This is a genomic window from Enterococcus sp. LJL51 (genome assembly GCF_049894025.1).
In the GTDB taxonomy this organism is placed as follows: Bacteria; Bacillota; Bacilli; order Lactobacillales; family Enterococcaceae; genus Enterococcus_L.
Window position 1 is genome coordinate 26818 of sequence record NZ_JBNEQE010000013.1, and the last position, 18311, is coordinate 45128.

20 protein-coding genes are annotated in these 18311 nt (G+C 39.0%); 9 read left to right on the plus strand and 11 right to left on the minus strand.

Translation table 11 applies throughout. The features are described from left to right. Window positions 1-106: 106 nt before the first annotated feature. The 3 genes from ACPWSO_RS12210 to ACPWSO_RS12220 form a co-directional block, all read right to left on the minus strand. A complete protein-coding gene (locus tag ACPWSO_RS12210; protein WP_426083729.1) occupies window positions 107-751 on the minus strand; it encodes a MarR family winged helix-turn-helix transcriptional regulator in 645 nt (214 codons plus the stop codon). A gap of 132 nt (window positions 752-883) precedes the next feature. Beyond that, on the minus strand, window positions 884-2701 hold the full coding sequence (locus tag ACPWSO_RS12215) for an ABC transporter ATP-binding protein (protein WP_426083731.1): 1818 nt from the start codon (window positions 2699-2701) through the stop codon (window positions 884-886). Then, the gene (locus ACPWSO_RS12220; RefSeq protein ID WP_426083733.1) at window positions 2701-4422 is read right to left on the minus strand and encodes an ABC transporter ATP-binding protein; all 1722 of its coding nucleotides are present in this window, start codon (window positions 4420-4422) and stop codon (window positions 2701-2703) included. The genes ACPWSO_RS12215 and ACPWSO_RS12220 overlap by 1 nt, the downstream gene beginning before the upstream one ends. 278 nt (window positions 4423-4700) lie before the next feature. Between ACPWSO_RS12220 and ACPWSO_RS12225 the strand changes: the two genes are divergently transcribed. From ACPWSO_RS12225 to ACPWSO_RS12235, 3 genes are all read left to right on the plus strand, one after another. Continuing rightward, window positions 4701-5153: a DUF1801 domain-containing protein gene (locus tag ACPWSO_RS12225; protein WP_426083735.1), complete on the plus strand. Its 453-nt coding sequence runs from the start codon at window positions 4701-4703 to the stop codon at window positions 5151-5153. Between the two features lie 406 nt (window positions 5154-5559). Next, window positions 5560-6753, plus strand: a complete 1194-nt coding sequence (locus ACPWSO_RS12230; RefSeq protein WP_426083737.1) for an MFS transporter — start codon at window positions 5560-5562, stop codon at window positions 6751-6753. Window positions 6754-6804: 51 nt separating this feature from the next. Then, window positions 6805-7431 (plus strand): hypothetical protein, encoded by a 627-nt coding sequence (locus ACPWSO_RS12235; protein ID WP_426083739.1) that lies wholly within the window; start codon window positions 6805-6807, stop codon window positions 7429-7431. 135 nt (window positions 7432-7566) lie between these two features. On the opposite strand, the gene ACPWSO_RS12240 is transcribed toward ACPWSO_RS12235, so the two are convergent. Both ACPWSO_RS12240 and ACPWSO_RS12245 read right to left on the minus strand, forming a co-directional pair. Beyond that, on the minus strand, window positions 7567-7821 hold the full coding sequence (locus tag ACPWSO_RS12240; RefSeq protein WP_426083741.1) for a hypothetical protein: 255 nt from the start codon (window positions 7819-7821) through the stop codon (window positions 7567-7569). Window positions 7822-7940: 119 nt separating this feature from the next. Beyond that, complete coding sequence (locus ACPWSO_RS12245; protein ID WP_426083743.1) at window positions 7941-8723, minus strand: PHP domain-containing protein; 783 nt, start codon at window positions 8721-8723, stop codon at window positions 7941-7943. Window positions 8724-9027: 304 nt separating this feature from the next. On the opposite strand from ACPWSO_RS12245, the gene ACPWSO_RS12250 reads away from it, so the two are divergent. The 6 genes from ACPWSO_RS12250 to ACPWSO_RS12275 all read left to right on the plus strand — a co-directional run bounded on the left by ACPWSO_RS12250 (window position 9028) and on the right by ACPWSO_RS12275 (window position 14901). Continuing rightward, a complete protein-coding gene (locus tag ACPWSO_RS12250) occupies window positions 9028-10122 on the plus strand; it encodes an ABC transporter substrate-binding protein (protein ID WP_426083745.1) in 1095 nt (364 codons plus the stop codon). Then, on the plus strand, window positions 10112-10933 hold the full coding sequence (locus tag ACPWSO_RS12255; protein ID WP_426083747.1) for an alkaline phosphatase family protein: 822 nt from the start codon (window positions 10112-10114) through the stop codon (window positions 10931-10933). The genes ACPWSO_RS12250 and ACPWSO_RS12255 overlap by 11 nt, the downstream gene beginning before the upstream one ends. Before the next feature lie 2 nt (window positions 10934-10935). After that, on the plus strand, window positions 10936-11739 hold the full coding sequence (locus tag ACPWSO_RS12260; RefSeq protein ID WP_426083750.1) for an ABC transporter permease: 804 nt from the start codon (window positions 10936-10938) through the stop codon (window positions 11737-11739). After that, on the plus strand, window positions 11739-12590 hold the full coding sequence (locus ACPWSO_RS12265) for an ABC transporter permease (protein ID WP_426083752.1): 852 nt from the start codon (window positions 11739-11741) through the stop codon (window positions 12588-12590). Before ACPWSO_RS12260 ends, ACPWSO_RS12265 begins: the two co-directional genes overlap by 1 nt. Continuing rightward, on the plus strand, window positions 12571-13605 hold the full coding sequence (locus tag ACPWSO_RS12270) for an ABC transporter ATP-binding protein (protein WP_426083754.1): 1035 nt from the start codon (window positions 12571-12573) through the stop codon (window positions 13603-13605). The genes ACPWSO_RS12265 and ACPWSO_RS12270 overlap by 20 nt, the downstream gene beginning before the upstream one ends. Before the next feature lie 315 nt (window positions 13606-13920). After that, window positions 13921-14901 carry an aldo/keto reductase gene (locus tag ACPWSO_RS12275; RefSeq protein WP_426083756.1) on the plus strand — a complete coding sequence of 327 codons (981 nt, stop codon included), beginning with the start codon at window positions 13921-13923 and terminating at the stop codon, window positions 14899-14901. Window positions 14902-15202: 301 nt separating this feature from the next. Here ACPWSO_RS12275 and ACPWSO_RS12280 read toward each other — a convergent pair whose 3' ends face one another. The 6 genes from ACPWSO_RS12280 to ACPWSO_RS12305 all read right to left on the minus strand — a co-directional run bounded on the left by ACPWSO_RS12280 (window position 15203) and on the right by ACPWSO_RS12305 (window position 18306). Next, complete coding sequence (locus tag ACPWSO_RS12280) at window positions 15203-15415, minus strand: hypothetical protein (protein ID WP_426083758.1); 213 nt, start codon at window positions 15413-15415, stop codon at window positions 15203-15205. A 168-nt stretch (window positions 15416-15583) separates the two neighbouring features. Then, the gene (locus tag ACPWSO_RS12285) at window positions 15584-15937 is read right to left on the minus strand and encodes a hypothetical protein (protein WP_426083760.1); all 354 of its coding nucleotides are present in this window, start codon (window positions 15935-15937) and stop codon (window positions 15584-15586) included. 83 nt (window positions 15938-16020) lie between these two features. After that, window positions 16021-16545, minus strand: coding sequence for a hypothetical protein (locus ACPWSO_RS12290; protein ID WP_426083762.1), 525 nt, complete (start codon window positions 16543-16545; stop codon window positions 16021-16023). Window positions 16546-16557: 12 nt separating this feature from the next. Continuing rightward, window positions 16558-16908, minus strand: a complete 351-nt coding sequence (locus ACPWSO_RS12295) for a hypothetical protein (RefSeq protein WP_426083764.1) — start codon at window positions 16906-16908, stop codon at window positions 16558-16560. Between the two features lie 266 nt (window positions 16909-17174). Next, window positions 17175-17885 (minus strand): hypothetical protein, encoded by a 711-nt coding sequence (locus ACPWSO_RS12300; RefSeq protein ID WP_426083765.1) that lies wholly within the window; start codon window positions 17883-17885, stop codon window positions 17175-17177. After that, window positions 17875-18306: a hypothetical protein gene (locus ACPWSO_RS12305; protein WP_426083767.1), complete on the minus strand. Its 432-nt coding sequence runs from the start codon at window positions 18304-18306 to the stop codon at window positions 17875-17877. The genes ACPWSO_RS12300 and ACPWSO_RS12305 overlap by 11 nt, the downstream gene beginning before the upstream one ends. Between the last annotated feature and the right edge of the window lie 5 nt (window positions 18307-18311).

The following is an 18311-nucleotide window of genomic DNA, read 5'->3' on the forward strand; positions in this document are numbered from 1 at the left end:
GGGCTATAAAGAATCGATGTAGCTGTTAATGCGTTCACCGAATAGTGCCCAAATTATAATACTAAACATCGCCTTCATTCCTTTCTATAAAAATTTTTGGAAGTGTTTATTCCTCGCCGTCAACAGGGGCATCTGGGAAGCCCTCAAAAGGCCGGCGATGATCGCCGTGCTGATGGAATGAGCCGTGAGCAGGTCCAAACCCTGGAAAGCCTTTACCGCCAGGTCTGAAATCTTCCATCCCGTTTGGACCAAAACCACCGCGGTGGCCTCTAAAGCCACCGAAACCGCGCATATCTGGACGACGTCCTGCGTCTTCCGGCATCTCTGCTTCAACAGCAGCTGTCAGCTTGTCAATAATCGCTGTGAACTGCTCCTGTTCTTCTTCTGTTAGCACATCAAAAATAGTTTCTTCCTCAGCAGCATTCATTTTTTCTGCTTCCTCAGCACCGGCATCGGTGAGTTTCACTACCATTACCCGGCGATCCTCCGCAGCAGGTTCCCGAGTAACGAAGCCGGCTTTTTCCAGCTTATTCAGTAATTCTCCCAAGGATTGTGGGCGCATATCCAATAAAAAAGTCATTTCTTTTTGGGTAATTTCCGGTTGAAGCTTTAGAATGCTCAAAATCCGTCCCTGTCCTTTATGCGGATTGGCATGAGGTCCTTGTTCTCTACGTTTCCATCCAAAGTAGCGGTGCAGTAATCCTTCTAAGTATAGATATTTTTCTAAAAAATTCGATTCGTATTCAGTCATCGAGAATTCCTCCTAGTAGTATAAGTTATGTGTTTTAAGATACCTGTCAGGTACCTTATGAATTATATTATAAAGGTACCTTCGATAAAAGTCAAGTACCTTACTAATTTTAACTATGTGTTTCCAAGTGTATTAAGCAGCTCCTTGATACTGACTGTTGTAGATATCGCCATAAACACCATCTAATGCCAGGAGCTCTGCATGCGTGCCGGTTTCTACTACGTCTCCGTGATCCATGACAATAATTTCATCTGCATCATAAATCGTAGATAGTCGATGAGCGATAACAAAGCTGGTTCTTCCTTTCAACAGCTTGCGCATGGCTTTTTGAATCAACAGCTCTGTACGTGTATCGACATTTGATGTTGCCTCGTCGAGAATCAGAATCTCAGGATTAGAAAGGAAGGCACGGGCGATGGTAATCAGCTGCCGCTGGCCCTGAGAAATATTGCTGATTTCTTCATTCAAAACGGTTTGGTAGCCTTCCGGCAGCTTGCGGACAAAATCATCAACAAAAGCCGCTTGGGCTGCTTCATAAATTTGTTCGTCAGTTGCTCCCGGATTGCCGTAACGGATATTGTCATAAATCGTACCAGAAAACAGCCAGGTTTCCTGCAGCACCATACCGATTTTTTTATGCAGCTCTTCATGGCTCAGATTGCGGATATCTTTACCCTTGATGCGGATACTACCGTTGGATATTTCATAAAAGCGCTGCAGCAGATGAACGAGTGTTGTTTTTCCTGCACCCGTATGTCCGACAATGGCAACCATTTCACCCTTATCGACGGCTAGAGAGAAGTCCTTCATAACTAAGTGATCCGGAGTATAGCCGAACTGTACATGTTCAAAATGAACTTCTGCAGTATCCATTGGCTGATCTGGAAAAGCTTGCTGGTCATAAATAGCCCGTTCTTCTGCATCCATCACGGCGAAAACCCGTTCAGCGGAGGCAACGGTAGACAATAGTCCATTCCAAATTTGCGAAAACTGACTGATTGGCTGTGAGAATTGTGAAGAATATTGTAAGAATGCCTGCAAATTCCCGATTAAAATAGCACCAGCAGCGACCTGCCAGGCACCGGCCGAAGCGATGATAACATAAACAAAATTTTTCAAGAAAATCATCGCCGGCATCATGGAACCGCCGAAAAATTTAGATTTCCAGCCGGTTTCGTACATAGAATCATTTAATTTTTTGAAGTCTGCAATTGATTCCTGCTGATTACTGAAGCTTTTGATGACTTCGTGACCGTTAAAGGCTTCTTCAATCTGACCATTGAGTGAACCTTGTGTTTTGAGATAGGCCCGGAAATTTTTCTGTGTTCGAGGGGTTAGCACCTTAGCAACTAGGATGCTCGCCGGTAAAGTCAGACAAGCAACCAACGTTAGCTGCCAACTGATTGTTAACATCATCCAAATGGTCCCCGCGACTAAAATTACGCTGGCAATCAACTGTGTGATGCTTTGTTGAAGCATTGTAGCAATATTATCCATATCATTAGTCGCAATTGACATTAGATTGCCGTTGGAATGCTTGTCAAAGTAGCCGCTGGATAGTGTATTGATTTTCCTTTTTAAATCGTTCCGCAAGCGCTGTGTTGTTTTTTGGGAAACAACGGTCATAGCTGTTGACTGCAGAAAATCTATGATGAATTTCCCAATATATAATGCAGTGACAGTTAATAAAATCTGGCTTAATCGTATAAATTGAATCTGGTTTCCAGCACTGACATTTGCAAAAATCAAAGTTGTCGCTTGTCCCAAAATTTGAGGACTAAGCACCTGCATAATGGTTCCGCTGACTGCAAGAACGACAACTAGCAGTAAGAGCCAGGTACTGCCTTTAACATAGCTCATGAGGCGTTTAATTGTCTGCCAGGGTTTCTTTGGCTTCTCAATTAACCCTCCGTGTCTCATTCCGCCTCTACCCATTTCTTTTTTTGTCATTAGGCTGCCGCCCCTTTCTCTTCTGTTTGTGACTGCATAATTTCCTGATAAACAGGATTTCCAGCAGCTAGCTCCTCATGACTGCCATAGCCGACAACCTGACCTTCATTTAAAACCAAAATTCGAGTAGCGTGTTTAGCTGTTGCAATCCGCTGAGCAACAATTATTTTGACTGACTGCTGGAAGTTTTCTTTAAGCTTCTGCTGAATCAAAGCATCCGTCTTGAAATCCAGAGCAGAAAAAGAATCATCGAAGATATAAATGGCTGCTTCCTTTAGAAAAGCGCGTGCTAGACAAAGCCGCTGCTTTTGTCCGCCGGAGAAGTTGTCGCCGTTTTTTTCTACAGGGGTATCTAATCCGCTTCCGGCACGAACAAAATCCGCTGCCTGTGCCTGTTCCAAAGCCTGCCACATCTGTTCATCTGTTGCATCATTTTTGGCAATCCGCAGATTTTCACGAATCGATCCAAAAAATAAGGTATTTCGTTGAGGGACCAAGCTGATTTTCTCTCGAAGCTGTTCTTCTTTTAAGTCTTTCAAGTCTTGTCCGGATAAACGAATTTGACCATTGTCTATTGGATAAAAACGGGAAAGTAAATTTACTAGGGTTGTTTTTCCAGAGCCAGTGCTGCCGATAATTGCCAAACTTTCTCCTTGATCTACTGTTAAAGAAAGATGGTGGAAAACTTCTTTTTCGGCACCGCTATATTTGAATGAAACCTGGTCAAATACAAGGGTAGGTTCTTTAACTGCTGCTTGGATATTTTCTGTTCCATCTTTGATTGTTAACGGCAAATCCAAAATTTCATTAATGCGCCTAGCTGAAACCTGTCCTCGTGGAATAGAAGAAACGATATTTGTCAGTAAAGCAACACCCATCAAAATTTGAGTTGTATAAGCAGTTACACCAATCAATGTCCCGATTTCCATTGAGCCGCCATCAATAAGACCTGCACCCAGCCAGGTAATTGCAAGAGTCACAAGACTCATGATTAGTGACATGAACGGCATTAAGAAATTCAACACACTATTTGATTGAATCGAGACTTTTGTATAGCTGTTGTTCTCTGCTTCATAACGCTCATACTCTGCTTCCTCTTTATTGAAGGCATGGATAACCTTAATTCCGGTGACTCCTTCTTTAAAAATCCGGTTCAGATTATCAATACTTTTCTGCATTTTTTCAAAGAGTGGATTTGTAAAATGAAAAATTAGAAAAGCAATTCCCAAAAGAATTGGCACGACTAGCAGATAGGGAGCAGTTAGCGCTGCACTCAACCGAAAAGAAAGGTAAAGCCCGCCAACTAGATAAATGGGTGTTAAAATCAAAAACTTTAAGCCCATTTCCACCAAGTTTTGTACCTGAGTTACATCGTTGGTATTTCTGGTAATTAGGGAGGAGGCGCTAAAACGATCAAATTCTACATTGGAGAAAGCGATGATCTTTTTATAAATTGCCTCCCTTAAATCATTCCCTAATCGATAAGATACTTGTGCAGAAAGATAGGTATTTAAAAGTGCTGCAGCAAAGCTGGCTAGAGAAAAGCTCAGCATAATTCCGCCGATACGCAAGATGGCGTTCATATCTGAAGCAACCACGCCTTGGTTGATCATATTGGCAGTCAGTGTAGGGATGTACAAGTCGCAGCCAGCCTGGATTAATAAAAAGACAATAGCTACAACGGCCTTACTGATTGACATTTTTTTAATTATTTTAAGCATTGTTCTTCCTCCGTCATTTTCTATAAAACTTGAATTACTACAAATTTTCTTCTTTATTCGAATTTGATAAGGTACCTTACTCAAAATAATATACAGGTACCTTCGGAAAAAGTCAAGTACCTTACTAAAAATATTTAGGTACCTTTCTAAAATTAGAGAAAGATTTAAAAATTAGAGCATTTTTTTTAAAATCATTTATGTATCTCTTCTGGCAGAGGATGTGATATTCTAATGGAGAAATAAAAAGGAAATTATCTAATTGAAAAAGGAATGAAGTCATGAAAGAAGTAGATGCGTACTTATTGAATGTAGATGATAAACGGCGTGAGGATTTTCTGCACTTGTTTAACGTTGTTAAAGAAAATATCCCTGAAGGATTTGAACTGGGATTCAGCTATGGAATGATTGGCTATGATGTTCCCTTGTCTGTGTATCCTGATGGTTATCTGAACAGAAAAGATGAACCAGTTCCTTTTATTGGTCTTGCCGCTCAGAAACGGCATATTGCCCTTTATCACATGGGAATCATGGGGAATAAACCACTGCTGGAATGGTTTCAAAAACGGTACGCAGAGGAAATGCCGACAAAACTGAATATGGGGAAAAGCTGTATTCGATTTACTAATTCAAAAAAAATCCCCTATGATTTAATCGGTGAACTAGTCACTAAAATGTCAATGGAGGAATGGATTGCTTCCTACGAAAAGTTTGTGACTAATAGAAATGGCTAAGGGAATAAATGCGTTTTTTCGATTGGCGGATTAATCCGCCAATCCAATATAGTAAAAGGAGATTCAGTGCAGATAAAACTGTATTAGCTAATTGACTCTATCAATTTTCCTTGCCTGAAATTATATGCGAGTAGAATCCACAGACATAATAGTATAATTATTGCCTCCAACTTGGACTGAATGATAGAAAGTCTGATATGGAGGTATTTGTGGTTCCTAGACCTGAAAAGCTGCTTTTATTTTGTCAGTAAAGACTTGCTTTCCTTTTTATTTGGGCTATGATAGTAGTGAACTATTTATTTTTTAGAAATCGTAATTTCTTATTAGGAAATAATGCAAATGGAGCTATTATCTGAAAAGTAAGTTATTCGAAAAAATATCATAGGATTAGGCAGGGTTTGTTAGTATGTTAAAAAATTCATTTTATCAGGAGTTAAGCGAAACAAACAAGTATATAATTAAATGTTGTTTTTTTATCTTTTTTATTAATGGTCTATATGCGATGATTTTCGGTTCAATTTTACCGCTGCTAAGTGATGCGTATGATTTAAGCGATACGGTCAGCGGGATGCTGATTTCCAGCCATCAGGCGGGAAATTTGTTGGCAGGGCTTGTAGCTGGAATATTGCCTGTTTATCTAGGGCGTAAAAATGCGATTCTCTTTTTAAGCAGCTTTGTGGTTGTCGGTTTTTTACTGATTATTTTGACAGATCAATCATGGCTGTTGTTGCTGGCGTTCTTTTTTACAGGGATTAGCCGCGGCAGTATCTCTAATTTTAATAATAAGACAGTGAATGATGTTTCCAATAGTAGTCCGGCCGCCTTGAATTTTCTACACAGCTTGTTTGCGATAGGCGCATTACTGGCACCGTTTCTGGTGATTCTAACGACATCTTTGTTTGGGACCAAGGGCTGGCAGATTAGCTGTCTGATTATTATTCTACTGATTTTAGTTTCTCAGTGGATGTTTTCAAGGATGCCGCTTGAAAATGATAAGCCGCAGGCTAAGACGGCTTCAAAAGCAAAAGGGTATGGTTTTTTCAAAGATAAATTATTTTGGAATACCGTTCTGATTCTTTTCTTTTATTTATGTGCAGAAGCCGCAATTACCGGCTGGCTGGTTAAATATTTTGTAGATGCTAATATCATGAATGTTCAACAGGGACAAATGCTGGCCTCTTTACTCTGGTTGGCTATTTTAGTTGGACGCTTGTTCTGTACCTTTTACGGAGACCGTTTGAAGCGCAGTCGTCTACTGTTGATGATTAGTATTGGCGCCAGCGTGTTTTATTTTCTATTGCTGTCCACACAAAATTATTATGTAATCATCTTGGCAATATTTGGTTTAGGGGCTTCTATGGGCGGAATCTATCCAACCGCAATGACCATTGCTGGTCCAGCGATACGCAAGTATCCAATGGCGATGGGCTGGCTGTTGATTATTGGCGGAGTCGGCGGCATTACAATGCCAATCGTTACGGGAATTTTATCAACAAACTATGGAATATTCGCTGGCATGGCGGCGATTATTGTAGCAATTGTCATTATGCTGGCAGGAGTTATTTTATATATTTTTCTCGGCGGTAAAGAAAAAATCTAGTTGAATATGATCTGAAGAAGAGTTATATATGTTATAAAAAGAGGTGAAATGATGTCTGAACGCTTTGATTTTAGTAAAAGAAAAATAAGAGGGTGGAAAAGAAAGGTTAAAGAGATTGAGACTTGGAAAAACTATTATATCCAGTTGGATTTAGCTGTTTTAGAGAAGAATCATAGGGAGTATGTAAAAACTTGGATTCATCCGTTCTACTCTTTAAGGCGTTACTCAATACCCTTTTGGTATAAACGGTTAATTATTGAAGCCCTGCTGGAAATTTATGATTCATGGCAGCAGACAATGGAAACCTACAAGACACCTTATTATTTAAAGGTATGGCTATTTGAAAAGGATTTTATTCGTTCACAGATTGTGGTTAGTTTTAAAGAAATGTATCACTCCTATGATGAGACATTTGAAGAATTGAAGAACAGACAGACGCTCCCGGAGACATTGTTTGTTGAAAAGGCGGCTGAGTTCTCATGGGAAGAAGGTATCCGTGCAGATGTTTGGTATGGGAGCGAATTGCTGGAAGACGTAGCTAGCGGACTTTATTCTGAAGCAGAAGTAGAGTCAATTAAACAGTCAGCGTATCGAATTGAACAAAGAAAAGATGATCGATTGTATCTAGTGAATGGTGATACTGTTTGGGTTGGTACAAAGAAGTGGAAGAAAAAATGAACCAATGTGGTGTAGTAGCGTAAAGATTTATAAATAAGAGCGGCTATAAAAATTAGGGTGTCAGTCAAGTCTCTCCATAAATAAAAGAAACGTCCAAGAGCATAAAAATGTCGGACGTTTCTTTTATTTTAAAGTTTAATTCTGCGGTTCTTTGTAATATTTTAAACCCTGCTTGAAGCAAAAATATGCAACGGCTGAAGTTAACAGCAGCATGGGTACAGTTGAAATCAACTCTCTAAAAATATCTTCATTGGTCCTATAGCTGTCCGGTGATGGCACAATCAGGTATGAGATACTGCTCCAAAAAGATTGGAAGCTAAATAAAAAAGCAATAAAAGAAATTAGAACCACTACCAAAAAAAATACAACAACAAAATTTGCCTTTTTCATTTTTCGTACTCCTTTCTAAAAAATATAAGTTATTCTATCATACTCTGTGAGTGATAGAAAGGATAATTTGACGTGTTGATTCAAATGAGCTGTATAGAAGAAACGGGCTAGAAAAAGAATTAATCCGGCAACGGGGTAAAGATTCGTTCTTTTCCTTGGAAGACCACCAGCTGTTCCACATTGTGTTTTTTCAATAGTGCAGACATTGGGTCAAAGCCTAAACGATAGTCTTCTGCAACATGGGCATCAGACCCCAATGTGAAAAGTTCTCCGCCTAAGGAACGATACAAAGGAATGGCATATTCGTAAAGGTGAGCATTGTTGTATTTAACAAAGCTTTTTGCATTCAGCTCGACAGCCATCTCCAAATCGATAACCTTTTTGAAAATTTCGCTTAGCAAAGTCTCAAACTGCATCAATTCTTCGACAGAAAAGTCAAATTTCCTCAAGCCGTACTCAAAATGGGTGAGAATATCCCCTTCATGGAACCGATCCAGAACCTGATTCATCTGAGTAAAATATTCTTCAGCAACGATAAATTTGTCCTTTGTCAAAACCACATCATCCATATAGTCAAACTGACCATTTTGATGAATACTCATCAATTTTAAATCGTGAGAATGCTGGTTTAGATAGTTCTTAATCGTTTCTTCCTGTCCTGGAACTACACCAATTTCGATTCCCTTTAAAAATACAGTTTCAACCTGATTGCTTAATTCAGCAATTTTTTTTGTATAGGCAGGGTAATCAGGAATGTCGTCTTTGAATTGGGAACAGGGGTTTTTAAGATCAAAATGATCGGTAGAAACGAAAAACTCCGGCTGGTAGGTCAAATAGTTTTCGAAGTGCTCCTCAGAATCAAAAGAAAAGTATGTGTGTAAATGCTGATCATAATAGTTCATAGCTGCTCCTCCTTTTTTTTCTACCTTATCACAGATGAGGCAAAAGGGCGATTTTTTTCTAATGGATGTTTAGAAAAGCCAAAATCTGTCTAGGCTATCAAATGGAGCTTAACATAAACCTTTCAAACTCAATACGATTTTTACAATGTTTACTGGAAATTTTCTTAAAGTTGAATTTCTTTTAACAGTGCTTTGTTAAAGTGAAGTCACTGAGGCTGAATCAAACAGGAATAGCCTCATAGTAAATATCATTGGTTGGCTTTTTTCAAACAAAACAGCAAAAAGAAATGGAGCGAGCAAAAAAATGAAAAACAACAAGAGAAAAGTAATTGGACTGGTTGCTTTAGCTGGGCTAGGGATTGCATTGTCGGGCTGTGGGTCAAAGGACAGTAGTGCGGCAAATCTTTCCTCAGAAGAGGACACTTTGGAAACGATTATTGAAAAGGCAAAAAAAGAAGGTGAGGTTGCCAGTGTGGGGATGCCGGATACTTGGGCAAACTGGATTGGTACCTGGCAGGATATAGAAAAGGCATACGGCTTAACCCATGTAGATACGGATATGTCCAGTGCAGAAGAACTGGCTAAGTTTGAATCTGAAGGGACTAGCGGTACAGCCGATATTGGCGACGTGGGTATTAGCTTTGGCCCGTTGGCAGAAAGCAAAGAACTGACATTACCCTACAAAACCAGCTATTGGGATGAGATTCCCGATTGGGCGAAAGATGATAATGGCGATTGGCTGCTAAGCTATACTGGAACGATTTCCTTTCTAACCGACACGAACAATGTAAAAAAAGCGCCTGAAAGCTGGGCTGATTTACTGAGTGGAGACTATAAAGTTAGTGTTGGCGATGTGACAACTGCCAATCAAGCTCAGTTTGCGGTTTTAGCAGCAGCCGTCGCGAACAATGGCGATGAAAAGAAAATAGAGCCTGGTTTGGCTTATTTTAAAAAGCTTGCGGAGCAGGGCAGACTCTCATCTGTAGACGCAAGTGTAGCAAATTTGGAGAAGGGTGAAGTAGATGTTGCGATTGTCTGGGACTTTAACGGCTTGAATTACCGAGATCAAATTGATGCTAAAAGATTTACGGTAAATGTTCCCAACGATGGTTCTGTAACTAGCGGCTATACAACTATCATCAATAAAAATGCACCCCATCCTAATGCTGCTAAGCTGACTAGAGAGTATATTCTTTCTGATGAAGGCCAAATCAATCTGGCGAGAGGGTATGCCCGGCCAATACGAGAGGTAGAGCTGCCTGCAGAGGTTGCTGAAAAGCTGCTGCCGGATTCTGCGTATCAAGCAGCAGTGCCAGTCAAAGATAATGCAGCATGGGATAAAACATCTGTTGATTTACCTGAGCTGTGGCAATCAGAGGTGTTGGCCTATGCCAAATAAAGACAAACTGATTCTGATTATTCTGGATGGCTGCCGGTATGATACCGCAGCCGCCCAGTGCGGTTTTCTGAATCATTTAGTAGAACACAACCAAGCTGTATTAACGAAGGTACAGGCGGAAATGCCCAGCAATTCCCGACCCCTGTATGAAGTATTAATGACCGGTGTGCCTACCTATAAAAATGGTATCTATACAAATGCCTATAGTCAGCGGTCAACACAGACCTCCATTTTCCAGTTGGTAAAAAACAGTGGTGGAACAACTGGAGCTGCGGCCTATTATTGGTACAGTGAGCTGTATAATCGAGCGCCGTATAATATTCGGGAAGACCGAATTCAACAGGATGCAGACCAGCAGATACAGCACGGGATTTTTTATAGCGAGGATACCTATCCAGATTCTCATTTATTTGCTGACGCCAATTATATTATTAACAGTGATTCACCTGATTTTTTACTCGTTCATTCAATGAATATTGATGATATCGGTCATAAGTACACGGCTGCTTCAAAAGAGTATCAGTGGGCGGTTAATCAGGCAGATAATCTTTTAGGTGAATTTATACCAGCCTGGCTTGAGAAGGGGTATCAGATTATTGTCACTGCCGATCATGGCATGGATGAGTTCGGACTGCATGGCGGCAATCTAGCTGCTCATCGCGAGGTTCCGCTGTATATCTATTCGAAAAAAATCAGCAGAGAGCTACCAGAAATTGTGAAGCAGCTGGAAATAGCGCCGTTAATCTGTTCTTTGTTAGGGATTAAACCTTCTGCTGAAATGGTTGGTTTAGAAATAGCTGTGGAGGGATAAGAATGAATAAGAAGCTGGTTTTACTACCGATGGGTTTTATCTTTGCCGCCTTTCTGATTATCCCATTGTTTTCCATGATTATCGGCAGCTTCCATTCGGACCTGACAGGGCAATGGACACTGTCCAACTACACCACCATTTTCGCAAACGCCTACTATACACAGGCCTTTTGGAACAGCCTGCTTATTGCTTGCCTCTCTAGTGTACTGGGAATTATTGGTGCAGTCATTTTGTGTTTATGTTTAATTAACCTATCCGCAAAGACACAGGAAAAAATCACCTTTGTTTCTAATCTGGCGGCAAACTTTGCCGGAATCCCTTTAGCTTTTTCTTTTATTATTTTACTGGGAAATGTTGGTGTGCTGAAATTGCTGCTGCCGATTTTAGCTGATTTTGAGTTGTACTCATGGTGGGGCTTAACGATTACGTATGTTTATTTTCAGATTCCTTTAGGACTTTTGTTTCTATATCCAAGTATACGGGAAGTAAAAAGAGAATGGCTGGAATCTGTCGAGCTTTTAGGCGCCTCTAAGCTTTACGCCTGGCGAAAGGTAGCTGTGCCTTTTCTGCGTCCGTCCCTTGCCAGCACCTTTGTCATATTGTTTGCCAATGGTATGGGGACTTACGAGACAGCTTATGCCCTGACCAGCAGCAATGTAAACCTCTTAACGATTCGTATCGCTGCTCTGGTGCCCGGCGATGTATTTGCCAAACCAAATCTCGGTAGCGCATTAGCAGTGCTATTTGGATTAATTTTAGTTGGCGGGATGATTCTGATTCAACGAAAAGGGCGGGTGCTGTGGTAATGAAAAAAAGACTTTCAACCGGTATTCTAGTATTGTTTGCCATCTACTATTTCCTGCCGTTGATTGGTACAATTCTTTACGCCAGTTCAACAACTTGGACTAAAACGGTTTTGCCTGATGATTTTACCCTTCACTGGTTTGGACAGCTGTTTTCTGATCAGAAGTTTATTGAAGCAGCAGGCCGTTCACTGCTGTTGGCAGGCTTAGTCTTGGCTGCAATTCTTTTGATTATGATTCCAACCATTATCTGGATTCATTTGTTTTTTCCAAAAATCAGCCGCATGATGGAAAAGTTTGTGCTGCTGCCTTATGCAATTCCCGGGGTTATTCTTATTACAGCTTTGTTAAGAACCTATGCCAAAACCAGTGTGCCGATGTTCATCATCTTGATTGGTGCCCTTTTTATCAGCGCTCTGCCAGTTGTCTTTCTCGGGATTAACAATCAGCTGCGTTTAATTAATATGAAAGAGCTAGTTGATGCTGCGGCAACTTTGGGCGCACCGATGTCGACTATTATTTTTAAAGTTCTATTCCCTAATCTGCGAATCGGCACTACATTAGTATCTTTAATGGTTTTTTCTTCCGTTTTTGGCGAGTACATGCTGACCAATCTTTTGATTGGCGGACGTTTCGAAACTATCCGCATTTATATGATACGGCGAATGAATGAAAACGGTCATTTGGCTAGTGCGGTCATGGTGCTGTATTTAGGCTTTCTTGTAGGGATTGCCCTGTTGACCTTTACGATTACTAATCGTCAGAAAAAGCTGGTAAGACAGCGGCAGACAGCAGCGAAAGAAGAAAAAGCAGTGATGAGAGGAGCCGTGGAAAATGTACTTGAGCATTCGTAATTTGACTTTATTTTTTGGAGAAAAGCAGATTTTGGCAGTTGATGAGATGACTATTGAACAAGGTGAATTAGTCACTCTATTGGGACCCAGCGGTTGTGGAAAATCTACACTGCTGCGTTGTATCACAGGATTAGAGCAGCCAAAAACCGGTACGATTCATTTAGATGGGGAAGAGCTTCAAACAAAGCCGACCAAAGATCGGAATATCGGATTTGTTTTCCAGAATTATGCGTTGTTCCCAACGATGAGTGTGTTTGAAAATGTAGCGTTTGGTTTAAGGGTGAAGAAGCTAAGTAAGGAGGAAATTGACGAACGGGTTTTCAAAATTCTTGATTTGGTAGATATGACAGAGTTTGCTGAAAAGAATGTTCAGCTGCTTTCCGGAGGTCAAAAACAGCGGGTGGCGCTAGCCCGCTCTTTAGTGACGGAGCCCAAGGTTTTATTGTTGGATGAACCGTTAAGTGCTTTGGACGCCCGTATCAGAAAGCAGCTACAACAGGATTTGCGAAGAATTCAACAGGAGCTTCAAATCACCATGATTTTTGTGACCCATGATCAGGAAGAGGCCATGCGGATTAGTGACCGTGTGTTTGTTCTTGATGCTGGAAAGATTGCTCAAAGCTCTTCAGCCGAAGCACTTTATCAGGAACCGGAAAAACCATTTGTCGCCGAATTTATCGGTAACTATAATCGGTTTGAATGGTTTGAACTGACCCGCTATGAAGAAGAACAGGGCAGCTTTGATAATCAGTTTATCTATTATCTGCGTCCGGAACTAATTCAGTTTGAACAGCAAAAAGACTGTTTAAAAATTCCCGTTAAGTTAAAAGAAACATTTATTTTAGGGAACATTCAACGCTATATCTTTGTGACAAAGGATCAAAAAGAAGTCGTGGTCGATCGGCTGAATGACAAATCAGAGAGAAGCATTTCAAAAGCACTCTATGTAAAGCGGGATGATATTCTTAGTGTGCCTATTGAGTTTCAGCCGGAAAGCTTGGCAGAATACAGTTGATTTTCTAGTCAAATACTACAAGCACATCTTCCCCAGTTGTGTGGATTCCCCTAAACATATAAAAGCAAAGTTCAGAAAATCTCTGTATTGTAGAGTTCCTAAAACGATAGAATGTTTTGGATAACTATGAATAAAAGAGGATTCTGACCTGTTTTTTTATCAGAATAGTCGGTGAGTAGTGATAGGCTGCAAAAATAAAATACATAAAAAGGCTTGACCTATAGTCAACTTCAGGGTGTAGGATAAACAATAAGAGCTGAACCCTTAAATCGACTGCAATTGCGTTTATTAAGTAAAAAAATAGGAGGCTTTATTATGGAATATGTAAAATTTGGTAATACAGGTATGGATGTTTCAAAGCTTTGTTTAGGTACGATGGGATTTGGTGATCCAGCCAGTGGCTTTCATGAGTGGGTACTGGAAGAAAAAGAAAGTCTGCCGGTCATAAAAAAAGCATTGGATTTGGGGATTAACTTTTTCGATACAGCGAATATTTATTCCTACGGAGCTAGTGAAGAAATTCTTGGGAAAGGGTTAAAAGATTATGCGAACCGAGATGAAATCGTAGTAGCAACGAAGGCTTACATGAAAATGAAGCAAACACCAAACAGCGGAGGACTTTCCAGAAAAGCACTGTTTCATCAGATTGATCAAAGCTTAAAACGACTGGGTATGGATTATGTAGATTTGTATATCATTCATCGCTGGGATTACCATACACCGATTGAAGAAACGATGGAGGCTCTTCACGACCTTGTGAAATCTGGTAAAGTACGTTATATCGGAGCCTCAGCAATGTATGCTTGGCAATTCGCTAAGGCACAGGCAACAGCAGAGAGAAACGGTTGGACAAAATTTGTTTCCATGCAAAACCATTTGAATTTATTGTATCGGGAAGAAGAAAGAGAAATGCTGCCGCTGTGTGCAGATCAAAAAATCGCAGTAACACCTTACAGCCCGCTGGCAGCCGGACGCTTGACCAGAGACTGGGAAGCGACGACTAAACGCTTTCTAACAGATGAAACGGCGAAATCGAAATACGATACGACTGAAGCTCAGGATAAAGTGATTGTGAAGCGGGTAGCTGAACTTGCTGAAAATCGCGGAGTACTTCGAGCACAGCTTGCATTAGCTTGGCTGCTTCAAAAAGAAGCAGTCGTTGCACCGATTATCGGCGCAACTAAGGAAAGTCATTTGCTGGATGCGTTGCCGGCAATTGACTTGACACTCACTGCGGATGAGGTTGCTTATCTGGAAGAAGCCTATATTCCTCACAGAGTTGTTGGTGCTATCTAACCAGGAAAGAAGTTTTTAGAGATAAAGCTAGCTAAAGCATGTTTCGTGTGTTTTAGCTAGCTTTATTTTTTTACACATTATCTAGTGGAAACAACGTAATAAGCTCTACACCCAAAATCATTTGTGAACACTGATTTTGGTGTAGCGCTTAGAAATTTCAATCATATCTGTACTCACTCTTGGTAAGAAACAACTGTTTTATGTTGAAGGTAAAAAAATTATTAGGAGAAGCATCTGGAAGATACAGAATCTGTAGTAGGATTAACGATAATTTTAGCTCTATCTTTAAAGATTGTGGTCTTTACTCAAACAGGTATCTGCCATAGGTAACATCATCAGGTTCTACATTTTCTAATGGGATGCCTTTTAAGGGAATCCTTAAGTCATCTGGATTGACTCTATCAAATTTTTCATCAAGACATAGTAAAAGATTTTCAAATTTTTCTTCCATACGATTATTTTTAAATTGATCGAGAAGGGTAATTTTTAATTTTTTTCCTTCTGGTACATACACTGCTTTATCAGTGTAAAAGAAAGAATCTATTGCATAAATTTTTAGGCTGATAGAGAGGCTTTTAAATAATTCAATTTCATCGTTTATTTTTTGTCTGATTTTTAAAGATATTCTTTATCCAGTTAGAGAGCATATGTTCATCAGAATTATTAGTAGTTGTCATAATAATTAATCGTCATTATTTCTTAAAATATGTTCCCGGATCTGCATATATTCTGAATAAGCTTCCGCAATCTTTTTTTGACTAATACGTGTCCACTCATCAAGGAGCTTTTTTCTGAGTGCTTCGTAATTTTTATTATCTAAGTCAACATCCATCTCTCCTCCGAAGCCAACGAAATCCTCTAACTTCTCAACAATGCCGTCTTTTCCTGCGTAGGCTAGTTCGTAATCTGCTACAGTAAATGATACCCCTTTGGCAACTAACTCTTCCCAGCCGGTTTCATCACTGAATAGTTTGTTTAAATCTAATCCATCTTGATAATAAATTTCTAATAAAACATGTTTAATTCTAGTTTCCATAGTTAAGTTCCTCTCATTTCAACGGCATTGGAGATAATGAACTAGTTGTATTAAAAAAGAAGAGTAACACTGTAAATATTCGTTTAATCGTAAATAACCTCATTATCCCAGGGTTCATCAACAAACTGGAAATGTTTGGCTTCCTTCAGGCTTATTTCATTTGCTTCTTCAAAGGGGATTGTGAGTAAATTTTTATGTTTTTTCTGAAACTCCTCTAAAGTTAACCAAGTCTTCATTCCATCCTCACTTATCAATCCTTCGACTGTCTTTGCCAATTCTTGAACCATGATGTATAATGCTCGTTTATCTACAGTCAGTATATCAATATGATCTGTTTCAAAATATAAATATTTTTTATCTCTTATTGGGTTTAAAGAAATGTGTTCATCTGGAGTACCTTTTAAGTTTTCTTCACTTGCCCATCTACTATCATTATCCCATTTGTCCCATTTTAAACTAAGAGTATAATTATCCTTCAACCATTCAGAATTTCCTTCGTGGGATAGTTCTAATTCTTTACCAAGAAAGCTATGAAACCACATTTTTTCAGCTAACTCTCTGTAGTCCAAATCAATAACTGGTTGATGTATTTTAATCCATACACGCATTTATCCACACCTTTATTTCTCAGTTTTAGCTTTAAGAATTTGTCTCTTCACTTGCATGTATTCTTCATAGGCTTCATCAATCTTTTTTTGGCTGATTTTATGCCATTCATTAATAAGAATTTTGTTCATCTCTTCATAATCTGTTAAGCTTGATTCAGCATCCATATCTCCCCCAAAGCCGATAGAGTCTTCAATATCCCAAACAATGCCATTCTTGCCTGCGTAGGATAATTCATGTTCAGCAATGGCATATTTTACTGTCCCTTCATGTAATTCATCAATTAGCTTGTGAGATGCCACTAGTTCTTCAACATCTATTTCATCATTAGTAAATAGCTCCAAAAGGACATGTTCTATTTTCATTTTCACTCATCCTTCATTTTTAACGTTTCAAAGTTCTTTTATTAATTAGAGGTGAAGAAAACAAAATTAAACGATTAATAATAAGTGGAAGATTCTTCAAATATTTCCATGCCACTGTTCATTACCTGTCTAATTTTTTCAAGTTCTTCCTTATCCCATTATGGAGTATATTTTTTCCCAGAAGTATTAAAAGCTGGCAGATTATTACCATGAAAAAGTTTGGAATAACAACTACTGTCTTAAGTTATTGGGTATGAAGTATTCAGCTATTTAAAATTTTGAACCTGTGACGATAATGCTACACCTAAATGATTATTAATAAATGCGGTTCTACCTTTTTCGGAAAATTCAATTGTTTCATCTTTTAAAAGGTTGTTCCATGAGAGGGCTGGAATGATTTCAATATAATCAAAGTCTTTAGATGGTTGCTTATAAACAGCAAAGACAAAATGATTATTCAATAAGAACTGTATCATCTTTCTTAGAGTCGTCTTGCTATAAATAGCAAGCCAGTCACTTAAATAAATATCTCCTTGCGCAATCTCTCCTAAAAAGTGTTGAATCTCAGGGTTTACTTGCCTTGTTAAATAAACTGCTTTTGACATAATTGTTAATTTGGCCTCATCTTCACTTGAGTAGCTGGCTACCAAGTTTTCTGATAACGAAGGAATATTAAGTAATCGATTATTTTTATCAGTAAAGCAAATTAGCTGAGAACCAATTTCTATTCTTGGAATTTCCCATTCAGTATCTATTTCTAGAGCAAGAAAGTTATCTAAGTTAGTTGTATCCATCTCTATTTCAGAGCTTATAGAACATTTTAAAAATAACGTATCATCTAATTCTATTTCTATAGCATTAATTAGGGTTAGAATGTCTTTATATGTGTATCTTTGTGTTTGAAGGAGGTCAGAGACAGGAACAGTTAAAGAAAAATCATTATTTAGATTTTTAAGGAAATCTTTATTATAAAGCATATTCGTGCTCTCCTTCCATTATTAGAAGATAACGGCTGAATCTATTTTCATCTGGGATAACTACTGAATAATTTTGCCAGTCGCTCGACATAGGATGATCCAATTTTTCGATAAAATCATAGGGTGAAAGGTTAGGTCTTCTACCAATAACGATTAATGGAGGTTCGATACTTACATCAACCAGTCTCCAAAATTCTTGGTTCCAAACCTGCTTCCTTTCAGAGGTTCCACAGTTAATTCTTCCGATTATTTTTATATCATCTAACTGCTTTTCTGTTATATATTTTTTGATTTTATTCATAGTTACTATTGTATCTAAATAGTTAAAAGTCTCTTTATCGATAAAAAAATCTAGGTGTTCCGTTGCAATAGTAGAATTACTTTGAAAAAAAGATACAATGAATTCTTCAATTTTATCCATTTCTT

Excerpts from the sequence above, each read along its gene's own strand:
- ACPWSO_RS12250 (WP_426083745.1), top strand. The coding sequence starts at position 9,028 with ATGAAAAACAACAAGAGAAAAGTAATTGGACTGGTTGCTTTAGCTGGG.
- ACPWSO_RS12235 (WP_426083739.1), top strand. The coding sequence starts at position 6,805 with ATGTCTGAACGCTTTGATTTTAGTAAAAGAAAAATAAGAGGGTGGAAA.
- ACPWSO_RS12285 (WP_426083760.1), bottom strand. The coding sequence starts at position 15,937 with ATGGAAACTAGAATTAAACATGTTTTATTAGAAATTTATTATCAAGAT.
- ACPWSO_RS12255 (WP_426083747.1), top strand. The coding sequence starts at position 10,112 with ATGCCAAATAAAGACAAACTGATTCTGATTATTCTGGATGGCTGCCGG.
- ACPWSO_RS12260 (WP_426083750.1), top strand. The coding sequence starts at position 10,936 with ATGAATAAGAAGCTGGTTTTACTACCGATGGGTTTTATCTTTGCCGCC.
- ACPWSO_RS12300 (WP_426083765.1), bottom strand. The coding sequence starts at position 17,885 with ATGCTTTATAATAAAGATTTCCTTAAAAATCTAAATAATGATTTTTCT.
- ACPWSO_RS12225 (WP_426083735.1), top strand. The coding sequence starts at position 4,701 with ATGAAAGAAGTAGATGCGTACTTATTGAATGTAGATGATAAACGGCGT.
- ACPWSO_RS12210 (WP_426083729.1), bottom strand. The coding sequence starts at position 751 with ATGACTGAATACGAATCGAATTTTTTAGAAAAATATCTATACTTAGAA.
- ACPWSO_RS12245 (WP_426083743.1), bottom strand. The coding sequence starts at position 8,723 with ATGAACTATTATGATCAGCATTTACACACATACTTTTCTTTTGATTCT.
- ACPWSO_RS12265 (WP_426083752.1), top strand. The coding sequence starts at position 11,739 with ATGAAAAAAAGACTTTCAACCGGTATTCTAGTATTGTTTGCCATCTAC.
- ACPWSO_RS12215 (WP_426083731.1), bottom strand. The coding sequence starts at position 2,701 with ATGACAAAAAAAGAAATGGGTAGAGGCGGAATGAGACACGGAGGGTTA.
- ACPWSO_RS12240 (WP_426083741.1), bottom strand. The coding sequence starts at position 7,821 with ATGAAAAAGGCAAATTTTGTTGTTGTATTTTTTTTGGTAGTGGTTCTA.
- ACPWSO_RS12290 (WP_426083762.1), bottom strand. The coding sequence starts at position 16,545 with ATGCGTGTATGGATTAAAATACATCAACCAGTTATTGATTTGGACTAC.
- ACPWSO_RS12305 (WP_426083767.1), bottom strand. The coding sequence starts at position 18,306 with ATGGATAAAATTGAAGAATTCATTGTATCTTTTTTTCAAAGTAATTCT.
- ACPWSO_RS12220 (WP_426083733.1), bottom strand. The coding sequence starts at position 4,422 with ATGCTTAAAATAATTAAAAAAATGTCAATCAGTAAGGCCGTTGTAGCT.
- ACPWSO_RS12230 (WP_426083737.1), top strand. The coding sequence starts at position 5,560 with ATGTTAAAAAATTCATTTTATCAGGAGTTAAGCGAAACAAACAAGTAT.
- ACPWSO_RS12295 (WP_426083764.1), bottom strand. The coding sequence starts at position 16,908 with ATGAAAATAGAACATGTCCTTTTGGAGCTATTTACTAATGATGAAATA.
- ACPWSO_RS12270 (WP_426083754.1), top strand. The coding sequence starts at position 12,571 with ATGTACTTGAGCATTCGTAATTTGACTTTATTTTTTGGAGAAAAGCAG.
- ACPWSO_RS12275 (WP_426083756.1), top strand. The coding sequence starts at position 13,921 with ATGGAATATGTAAAATTTGGTAATACAGGTATGGATGTTTCAAAGCTT.